Genomic DNA, 10591 nt, shown 5'->3' with positions numbered 1-10591 from the left:
AATCCTGCCACCCCGACAAAATCCTCTCTGTTTTTCAGGGAGGATTTTTTTATTATAACAGTTTTTCTTGATCTTGTTAAGTGTGATGAAGATAGATAGTAAAGTAGGATTCTAATAATCTTGCGAGATGAAATTTATACATAAATAATTTAATAAGCCTAAACTGGAAAAATAGAGCAACTCAAAAAGTTGTAGGGGAATATAAAAAAAAGTGGATTTTTACGGATCAATCTTTTTATTTTAAGGATCACTTGAGGAAATATGAAATTTAATTGGATATTGTAAGTTTAATTATAAAATATTGAGGATTACTAACTGAATATAAGTGTTTTATAATGGCTGATTTGGATTTGTAATTCTTAAATGTATCTTTGACGCTCTATTTAACTAAACCAAAGTTTTATATATGAAGAAAACCACAAGTGTATCCCCGTTGTCATTGATAATATTCGTTTTTTGTTTTTGTCTATTTAATATTTTTTGCGTTAGATCACAAACAACCTCTACTGATTCTATTTGTAAAAAGAGATATGTTTCTGTTGAGGTACACAAAACATACGAAAGGGTTATAGCAAAAGGGTATGATTCAATTGAAATGTTTGAATACTTAGGGAATTATTATTATAAAATTAATGAGTTTGAAAAGTCGAAAAGATATTTAGACCTTTTATTTCAAAAATATAAAATATCTCAGATTTCTGCAAAAAGTATTGAAATATATAAAGATATAAATATTTTAGCTAAATCATAAAAATAGATAAAAACAATCGAGCTTTATGTGATAAGATTAATTATATAAAAAAAGCGGTTTCTGAAATATTTTAGAAAACCGCTTTTTTTATATTATATTTCATGAATTTAACGTTGAAGCTACAATACAAATTTATTCATAGAATTTACCTCAATAAAATTTTATTTTCCTTTCTTCTCACAATAAAATTATACCGTAGCGATGCTATGATAGCATTTACTTTTTAAAAAAATGAAAAATTTTAATGTCAAATACAGTAAATTCTAAGACTAAATGATACAAGAATATTAGTTTAATAATATAATCTATCTTTTTTTTAATGTTTGAATTTATTACTTTACTTCCAGTAAGTAAACCATATTTGTGGACATTTTAAAGTTTGCACCTAGCTTTTCACCTGTAAGATAGTTGGTTACCGATAGAGGTATTTTTCCATTGGCTAGAGTCAAAGCGATCACAGCTTCATTTTTACCATAATTAGCGATATTCAGAATTTGAGCACCATTATAATTTTTCAGTACTCTCCAGTCACATCCTTTTTGTTCTAAACCATTGGTTTCTATCACTGTTACTGAGGGTAATTTGTTTTTTTCTTTTAATAGACTAAATGCATTTGTCTTGATTTCGTTCAAGGATTTGGAAACGATAATTTTTCCTTTGCTTGCTACTAATTTTTTTGATAATGGTCTTCCATATTCGTCCGTTTTCAAACTATTTTCATCCATAATAATAACACCGCCTTGGTCAAGATATTTTTGCAAAGCGACAATATCCGATTCAAAAGCAAATGGTGTTTGTGAAACAACAATCGTTTCCCAAGTTTTGTTATCGTTGTTGGTAATGATTCCTTGAGTAGCAAATCCTATCGGAGTTCCTTCAAAGAATAGTTTTTGATAGGTTTTAAATACATCATCCATGTGGTGTTCTTTGTTGATAGAAGATGCTTTAGTATAAAAAACACGAATAGGTTTTTCTTGACGTTGAATGTTCATAATAATATCTGAAACCGAATTCAAATCGGCTATCGTTGTATGTACTTCATTCACCACTCGAGGTTGGTGATTGTTTGATCCTGCATACCCATTACTATCTTCACTTTTTTTGCTAGAGCCATCGTCTTTACGAGCCCAGTACCATGTTTGGATAGCAGTCAAACCGTGTACATAAGCTTGCCAGTAGTTGCAACGCACGTAATCTTTTGATTGATACAAGTCACGGTATTTACCAGTGGAAAGAAAATGTCCTTCGGTGTTGTACATTATTTTCTCTGGGCTAACTGATTTGTAAAAATCGTATGCCATACAAAGTTCTACCCAGTCAAAATTATAATTTTTCTCCCATTCTTTAGGTTTACCCCACATCCAAGCTCCGCCAGAACTAGCATCATTCCCTATGATGTCACTATTTCGTGTTAAAGCCTCCATGTCAATTCCATGGTCACGTTTATTGTCAGTCCATAAGTTAGGCATTATTTTTATATGTGTTTTAGCAGTGGTATCGTACTTTTTAATTTCACTTTTCATAAATGCAAACCAATCAGTAACACGATCCATATTATAACTTTCAAAATCAAACCATAAAGCCGTTCCTTGTTCCGAAGGTTCAATTTCTCTAGGTACATCCATTGTGTCAAAACTAGTAAAATTAGTTTTCCATAAACTGTTCAACTCTTTGATATTTCCGTGGCGTTTTTTTAGCCATTTTTTAAAGTTTTCCGCTGCTAATGAAGAGATAGGAGCTGAAGCCCAGGTTTTTTTTATCGTGTTCCAGTGAGGTTCATTACATAACATATAACCCAGTTGAGTATATTGTTTTCCAGCCATCAAAGGGACTGTAGCTGCAATCAAATCCGATTGAATTTTTCGTGTTATTGGGTGATTGATATCATACATAGTATATTTTATACCAGGACCTTCTACAATTTCTGGATATTCTTTCTTTGCCCAAGTAGGTATCGATGAATGATTAAAGAATACAAATCCCATAGAACCTGTTGGTTTAGACGTCAGTTCTTTTATTTTTTGAAGGTTTACGGTTCCTTTATTATCTGTAACATAAGTTGGGGTCAGGAAAAAACCATCTTGATTTCCGTGATAGTCAGTATATTTTTCATCACTAGGTTTCCAAGTCCAATCTGCTAAGAAAACAGCTTTGCCATTATATGTAATTTGGTCTCCCTCCACCTTGGTTTTGGTCCAGTCAACATTTGGTGTAGGCAGACGTTTGGTTTTACCATCCATCACCATTTTTAAATCAGTTAATGCATCGTCTAGCATTAGTGCCATCTCTTTGCGTTCAAATTCAGGCAACAATTTTGCGAATTTTTCAGCCTCACTTTTGTAGGTTGATACTAAGCTAAAATGATTTTGGTTGGCTTCAATGTTTTTTTCATCCCAATCTGCATAGCCCAAAAAGATTTCTGCAGTACGTACCGTGGTTTCTTCTTTGAGTGTACTTATTTTTTTGATTTGTGCTTTTTTTATTTCCGTTTTCAGAATGTCAATTTTTTTTTGTACTTCCTTTTCCGTCGTTTGAGCTGTAGCACAGGTTAGGAAAGCAAGATTACAAAGCACTACTTTTAAAAAGAAGTATGAAGTTGATGTTAATTTCATTTTTTTATTTTAATCAGTTTGGTTATTGGTAACAGATCCATGATTTAATTAAAACAAAATAAGTATTATTTTAGGACTTGGATGTCTTTTTCTAGTTATAAAATGTCGTTGTGAGTATATTTAATTTGATTGTTATAGCAGGAAACCCTGCATTTGGATGGATTAAAGAACCATTGTCTTGATATAACGGATATTATGACAATTTATCAAGGTTGTTTTTTTCTTAATTTTACAAAAAAAAGACAACAATTATAGTGTCTTTTTTAGGACTAGATATTGTTTTTTCTGTGCCTAAAATATTTTATTTAATAATTTTACTCAATCCAAATCGATTTGATATTGACAAATTCTCGAATTCCATAACCGGAAAGCTCTCTTCCAAAACCACTATTTTTAATGCCTCCAAAAGGCATTCTAGGATCAGAAACGACCAATTTATTAACAAAACTACTTCCTGATTCTATTTGTAATGCAATTTTTTCGCCCCTTTCTTTGTTGGATGTAATCACTCCTGAGCCCAATCCGAAAATAGAATCATTAGCTAATTCGATGGCGTGTTTTTCATCTTTCGCTTTAATTATTGATGCTACTGGACCAAAAAGCTCATTGTCAAAAGCTTCCATTCCAGGAGTCACGTCGGCTAGAATGGTGGCGGGATAATAAGCTCCTTTTCCTTTGGGAACAACACCGCCTAATACCAATCTTGCACCTTGTGAAATAGATTTTTCAACTTGTAGGTGTAAATTGTCTCGTAAATTAACTCTAGCCAAAGGACCATAATAAGATGTTTCGTCTGTGGGAAGCCCCATTTTGGCTGCTTTCATTTTTATAGTATATAATTTTAAAAAGGCATCATATATAGATTCTATAACTATAAAACGTTTGGCCGCAATACATGTTTGTCCATTATTCTGTAATCTACCAAAAGTGGCTAAATCAGTAGCTGTTTCTAAATTAGCATCTTCTAAAATAATATAAGCATCACTACCGCCTAGTTCTAAAACTGTTTTTTTTAAATTTTGTCCTGCAATAGCCGCTACGGAACGTCCAGCAGATTCACTTCCAGTGAGGGTTACTGCCATGATAGTTTTGTGTTCTATAATCTCTTTTATGGATTCAGCCTCAATATTAAAATTGGTAAAAATATCTTTTGGAAATCCTGCATTTATAAAAGCTTCTTCAATAGCATAAGCACATCCTTGAACATTTGAAGCATGTTTTAAAACACCTACATTGCCAGCCATAATAGCAGGCGCTGCAAACCGGATAACTTGATAGAACGGAAAATTCCAAGGCATAATAGCTAAAATAGCGCCAAGAGGTTGAAAAGTAACATAACTTTTAATCGCTTCTGTTTCTATGGTTTCCTTTTTCAATAATGTCATGGCATGATCTGCATAATAACGACAAACCAAAGCGCATTTCTCGACCTCCTTGCGAGATTGACCAATAGTTTTACCCATTTCGGCAGTGGCTAGTTGTGCAAATTTTTCTTTTTCGTCATCCAATATATCAGCTAATTTATTCATCAGAACGGATCGTTCTTCAAAAGTCGTTTTTTTCCAAGAATCAAAGGTTTTTTTTATTTTAACTAATTTTACTTTTGCATCAACAATAGATAGGCGTGGATACGTTCCTATGGTTTCTCCAGTTGCAGGATTGATACTTACGGGATTTTTCATTTTACTTTTTATTTATAAACAGTAATTTATGATTCTGTTTCTTTAAACCTATATTATTTATTAAATTTCATTTTTGAATTCTAACACCATTCAAAATGGCCAACAATCCTAAGCTAACATCTGTAAAAATCGTTTTTACATAGTGCTAAGCCTCGAGATATAAGGATTAGAATGATTCTTTTAACGACAAAAGCCATTGTAATTTTGTTTAGGTGTGTTTATTCTTTATACATCGACCTCTTGGTTCATCACCTTTATAAAGCACAGTTTCTGAATGTAAGAACGCAGCTGCTTCTGCTGAATCTTTTACTTTAATAGCAGAGCGCGTTAACATTTCGGATTCAAAAGGCGTTAATACAGTTTCTCTAATTCCTACTTCTCTCCATTGGGAAAAAGGCCTGCATCCTTTTGTGATTTCTCGAGCTAGTGTAAGTGCATCTAGCAATGCTTGATTGGCTCCTTGTCCTTTGAAAGGACTCATGGGATGTGCTGCATCACCTATCAATGTTATATGTTTGCCGTTCTCTAATATTTCTGATGAGAGTACTTCTCGGTCATAAACGGGATACCCTGAAATTTGAGACACCTCAGTCGCCAACATAATTTGAGGAATAGGATCGTGCCACTGTGTTCTACGAAAAGCTTCTTCCTTGAGTGCTTGAGAACCTTGGGTGCTTAATAATTGGGCCTTCTTTTCGGACATTGGAAAACTTAATTGCCACATCACCGAGTCTGTAGTAAAAGGCATCATGTAAATTCGCTCGTTACCATTTGCCGTTTGAAATACCGTAGCCGAGTCTAGTAAAGGATTATCAATTCCTTTGAGTGCCTTCAAAGGACAAATACCCAAAATCACAATACAACCTAAGTAGCGTAATGGAGTTACCTCTTCGCCAATTAACAACCTACGAACTGAACTACGGATGCCATCGGCTCCAACGATAAGGTCTGCTTTTGTTTGCTGAATCTCGCCATCTACTTCAAAACGTAAAACAACGCCATCATTCTCTGATTCTTTAAAATCTATTAACTGATGTCCCCATTTTATCATATGTTGTCCACCTAGTTGTTCTAGTAATGCTAATCGCAAAGACTGTCTTGCAATATGCACATTGGTACGTTTCGAGAATGTTTTTACATCGGTTTCCATCCATTTTCTAACACCCCATTCACCAATTATTTTTCCGTCCGTAGTGTGAACGACATGTCTTGTTGAAATCACTCCTTCTTTCAAAGAAAAAATTCCCAATCCCTCTATCGCTTTACTGGCTTGTTGCAAAGTGAGTCCATAGCCTTGAGAGCGAGCGTCGAAGTTATTATCACGTTCATACAGCGTAAATGGAATACCTCGATGCAAGCAAGCCACAGCTAAAGCTACACCACCAATACCTCCACCAATTATTGCCACATGAGGATAGCTTTCTAGATCAGCAACTGGCGGATGGAATGCAGGAATCAAACCAGATCCAGTACAGTTCACACAAGTGTGCAAATGTCCCTTTGGAGGAACTGGAGGCGTTCCTAATTCTTTTGATTTTTGAAATTGATCCACTGCGATCTGGTAGCGAATACGTGCCTTCTTAGTGAGTCCTCGACTTTTTTTCCCACGTCCCTGACATTCGGGACAAATAGTCCAGTGTGCTGCCGAATTTTTCCTCTTTTTCACTTCCTCTTGATTTAATTAGGATCTTCAAGTAACAGTACAAAGATAGAATTTTAAAATATCTTGTCTTGTTTTATAATTATTACATAAAAGGGTTAGGACAGAAGTAGGTATTTATAGTGTTTTAGGAGCAGTATCTGTTAAGAAGTTTGTATATGTTTTAACGATTAAGATAACAGATATGATTAAAATTAATAAAATATTGGCATTTAAAAAAAAGATATTTTTTAACTTTATATAGATGGTTATTGTAGTAATAGCAAGCCTTTAACGCTTTTTTAATTGTTTCAATTATTGAGTGAGTATTAATTAAATTTTTAGTATTATGACAGATAATTTTATTAACATAGAAAAAGAAAAAATAGCTCCACTGCTGTTTCCCAAAACAGATGTTTTGGATGACGATAATGAAATAAAAATGCGAACAAGCGAAATAAATCGTGCTTTAGCACTGGGGAATTTAGAGCATTCAAAAATTAAGATTTTCTTTGAAGACAACGAGTCTAAAAAGATAGTAAATACAACTGTTTGGGGAGTTACAGATAAAAATATTATTTTAAAACAAGGAGTGATAATCCCAATTCATAGAATTCATAAGTTATTTTAGGGCTTTAACAATTTTTACAATTTTCAAAGTAACTGAATTCTTAAATTGTTTTTTTTGAATTAGTTATAAAAAACGGCGCAAGAAACTAGTTTTGAGTTTGCGCCGTTTTTTTATTTATTTCATTATGTGTTTTCTGCCGTAATATGTTAAATAATTATAGATAGCTATTGATACCATTCATTTTAAAATATGTTCACCTCTTCTGTGAGTTTTTATTTTTAAAATAATCTTATTCATAAATAAGTGTTTTGAAAAGGTATTAGGGGTATATCAGAAAAAGTTTTATACTGCAGACTATTATTTGTTAGAAAAAAAGAGGAAATCCAAATTATCTTTGTTTTTCCTCTTTTGTTGTAATAAAGTAATACTATTATTGAACGATTAATTTTTGAGATTTTGTGGTCACACTATTCGCATTGGTTAGTGTCATGAAATAAATTCCTTTGGCTAAATCTGAAACGCTAAAGGTCTGAGACTCGGATGTTTTTTCAACCTTTTTTACGATAGTACCTAAGCTGTTGTAAATTTTTATTTTACCGTTATCAGGAGATACAATGGTTAGGTTCTCTTTAGTAGGGTTTGGGAATATTTGGAACGAATGCTCCGTTACTTTTGGTATATCTAAAACTTTAGAATTATCAAACTTAAAAGAAATATCATCTACATATAGCAAGATATTTGACCCAGTAACATCTCCTGATTGCAATTGTACTGCAATTCGGTCTCCGTTAGTTAAACTCAAATTGGAAGCTGATGCTCTAGAGAATGTTTTTGATACTTCAACCCATTTTCCTTTTTCAACTCCTGAAATGTTGAGGTCAATATTTGCAAATGGATTGTTTAAAATGACTCTTATTTTATTAACTGTTATTGAAGGATCAATCCAAACTTTCATTTTTATCTCATTGCTACCAGTGGGAAGATTAATGGCACCATAAGGAGAATACATGGTGTAATTCCCGCTTAAAGTCCCTGTATTCTTAAATCTTAAACTTAAATCGCCTGTGGCGGCTTTATCATTTTTCATTCTCCAGTTGACTGTTCCTGCACTATACCAATTAGAGCTTCGGCCTTGAAAATTAAATGGGCCTTCAAAACCTAATGCGTCAAAATTAGGAGGTGTAATTTCTTTTTGCCAAATACGAACATAATCAATTTTAAATTCAGCAGGAGTATTTAAATCTGCCATAGCAGGCAAGCCGTACCAAGAAAAAACTTCTGTATCGAGCCAAACTTCTTGTGGGTAAAACAAGCGCCATTGATCAGCAGTTTCTAATTCTTGTCTTGTAGCTTGTCTAATTAAAGTACCGTTAAAATAGATTTTTACATAATCTTTGTCCCATTCAAAACCATAAACGAAATAGTCGCTAGCCACACGTTCCGCTAATACGGTTTCTTTTTTCCAGTTTGAGGTACTCGTCGTTTCTGGATCCCAATTGATAATATTGGTTCTGTATTTTTTTTCTAGGTCTGCATTTTGATTTTTTGGGTTTCCTATGGGGCGTTTTCCATAATTTTCGACCATATCAATTTCAGAATGATATCCTGTAGTCCAAAAAGCACCTGTTACAGGAGCATCAGCTAGTTTGCATCGCACTTCCATATAGCCATATTTAAAAAAGCGTTCGCTCAAAATACAAGCCTGTGTAATAGGCATGCTCTTGTCAGCTGCAGTTGCAGTACCACCATAGAAAGTACCATCTTGTTTTTCATTTAGAAAAGTAAAGCTTGGTTCCCATTTTGTCGAAAGAATCAAATCTCCATTTTCTACTCTTACATTATTGGGAGCAAATTGTCCGGGTGCTCTTCCTTTCCATTTGCTTCTATAATCACCGTCTTCACCTAGTATCCACCATTTGGTTTTGTCTAAGGTGGTGCCGTTAAATTCATCACTTAGGTAATTATTTGCAATCCAGCCACCAGCATTTGTGGGATCAGAAACAGGATAATCTTGTGCTTGTACTAAAATTAGATTACAAGTTAATAAAACAATGAGTAAGGATGATTTAAAAATAAGTCTTTTCATTTTTGTTTGGTGATAGATTGGTTGATTATGTACAATTACCTATTTAGAGGAAAAAATCTAACAAGTAAATGTAATAGTATTTATAGTTTAGATGTAACTAGATATTAGCCACTAATAAGCAAATTTTACCTTTATTGATTTCATCAAGATGATAAAAAAGGTTTTGTGATGTCAAAAAATACAAGTTTGATATAAATGATTTTAAGCGAGGTTAATATAAAATTTAGATTTTGATAAAATAAGATAGGAGTAACAAACCAACTATAGCCTCAATTTAATTTGATGATTTTTTCATTATTATTTACTCATAGTTGGAATGAAAGTGTGTAATATTGTTTAACGTTTGTGTATTTTTTAGCGATATGACCAGATTGCCTGCTTTAAGGTATTTGCGTAAAGCAAGCAAATGAGGTTAAATAGTTAGTCCTAATTTGCAGATTTTCGTAATAACTTACTTATTATTAATGGCGAATAATACCGTTTAAAGCGATTTATTTATAATCAAAATTAATTTGAAAATCATCAAATATAAGCTTTATGAAAACTCATGCATATGCCTTATATGATTAAGTCGTTTCTTATTTTTTTAAAGGAATTTTTATAATAAAAATGCCCTCAAACTTTAGTATAGCTTGAGGGCATTTTAAAATATAGGAATCAATTTAATCTCTATTTTTTTCTTCGTTATTCAATTTGTCATCGAAGTCAGGTTCTTCACCTTTGAATTTTTGTGTGTCAACATCATAATTTTCATCGTTTGTCAAAACTTCTTGATGATCTTTGTATTGATGTTTACGCATGTCACTTCTATGATCTGAACCTTTCTTATTGGGTGTGTTCGAATTTTGATTGTTTGTGCTCATAACTTTAATTTTTTAAGTTTAGTTAAAATTAAAAATTTAATCGCTGTTTTAAGTTATACAATTATCAAAGATTCTTATACAATTTCTTATACAATTTGAATTTTTCATTGTTGCGAAATGGAACACAGATAACACAGATGAAACGGATTATCACAGATTTTTAAAGTCTCAGTAACCCCAATCTTGTCTTCCCGACAAAAGAATAGATCTTCGTAAGTAACTCTATAAAGCGTTTATTTATTCTATTTGCTCAATGTTGCGTGCACAGAATGCAATTCTGCGCTATCGTTTGTGCATATCCGAGCGATCGGGCTTGCAGCTAACGGTCTCGCGCCTTGCGCCGTTTGCGACTTACGAAGACGAGTATTTTCGGCTGAACGAAAATAC

Annotated in this window: 6 protein-coding genes; 1 reads left to right on the top strand and 5 read right to left on the bottom strand. The window is 33.0% G+C overall.

From position 1 onward, the window contains the following. Nucleotides 1–1083 precede the first annotated feature (1083 nt). The 3 genes from WBQ70_RS05215 to WBQ70_RS05205 all read right to left on the bottom strand — a co-directional run bounded on the left by WBQ70_RS05215 (nucleotide 1084) and on the right by WBQ70_RS05205 (nucleotide 6711). Nucleotides 1084–3363: a beta-galactosidase gene (locus WBQ70_RS05215; protein ID WP_423911423.1), complete on the bottom strand. Its 2280-nt coding sequence runs from the start codon at nucleotides 3361–3363 to the stop codon at nucleotides 1084–1086. A 314-nt stretch (nucleotides 3364–3677) separates the two neighbouring features. After that, nucleotides 3678–5045 (bottom strand): NAD-dependent succinate-semialdehyde dehydrogenase, encoded by a 1368-nt coding sequence (locus WBQ70_RS05210; RefSeq protein ID WP_423911421.1) that lies wholly within the window; start codon nucleotides 5043–5045, stop codon nucleotides 3678–3680. A gap of 208 nt (nucleotides 5046–5253) precedes the next feature. Next, entirely contained in the window at nucleotides 5254–6711 is a 1458-nt protein-coding gene (locus tag WBQ70_RS05205; RefSeq protein ID WP_423911419.1) for an FAD-dependent oxidoreductase, read from the bottom strand. A gap of 322 nt (nucleotides 6712–7033) precedes the next feature. On the opposite strand from WBQ70_RS05205, the gene WBQ70_RS05200 reads away from it, so the two are divergent. Beyond that, nucleotides 7034–7315 (top strand): hypothetical protein, encoded by a 282-nt coding sequence (locus tag WBQ70_RS05200; RefSeq protein ID WP_423911417.1) that lies wholly within the window; start codon nucleotides 7034–7036, stop codon nucleotides 7313–7315. Between the two features lie 370 nt (nucleotides 7316–7685). Here the strand turns inward: WBQ70_RS05200 and WBQ70_RS05195 are convergent, their stop codons facing one another. Both WBQ70_RS05195 and WBQ70_RS05190 read right to left on the bottom strand, forming a co-directional pair. Beyond that, nucleotides 7686–9341 carry a T9SS type A sorting domain-containing protein gene (locus WBQ70_RS05195; RefSeq protein ID WP_423911415.1) on the bottom strand — a complete coding sequence of 552 codons (1656 nt, stop codon included), beginning with the start codon at nucleotides 9339–9341 and terminating at the stop codon, nucleotides 7686–7688. A 662-nt stretch (nucleotides 9342–10003) separates the two neighbouring features. After that, a complete protein-coding gene (locus WBQ70_RS05190) occupies nucleotides 10004–10204 on the bottom strand; it encodes a hypothetical protein (RefSeq protein WP_423911414.1) in 201 nt (66 codons plus the stop codon). Between the last annotated feature and the right edge of the window lie 387 nt (nucleotides 10205–10591).

This window comes from Flavobacterium sp., assembly GCF_049590715.1.
In the GTDB taxonomy this organism is placed as follows: domain Bacteria; phylum Bacteroidota; class Bacteroidia; order Flavobacteriales; family Flavobacteriaceae; genus Flavobacterium.
Note: the sequence above shows the minus strand (reverse complement) of the source record. Positions and strands in the feature narration are given on the sequence as shown.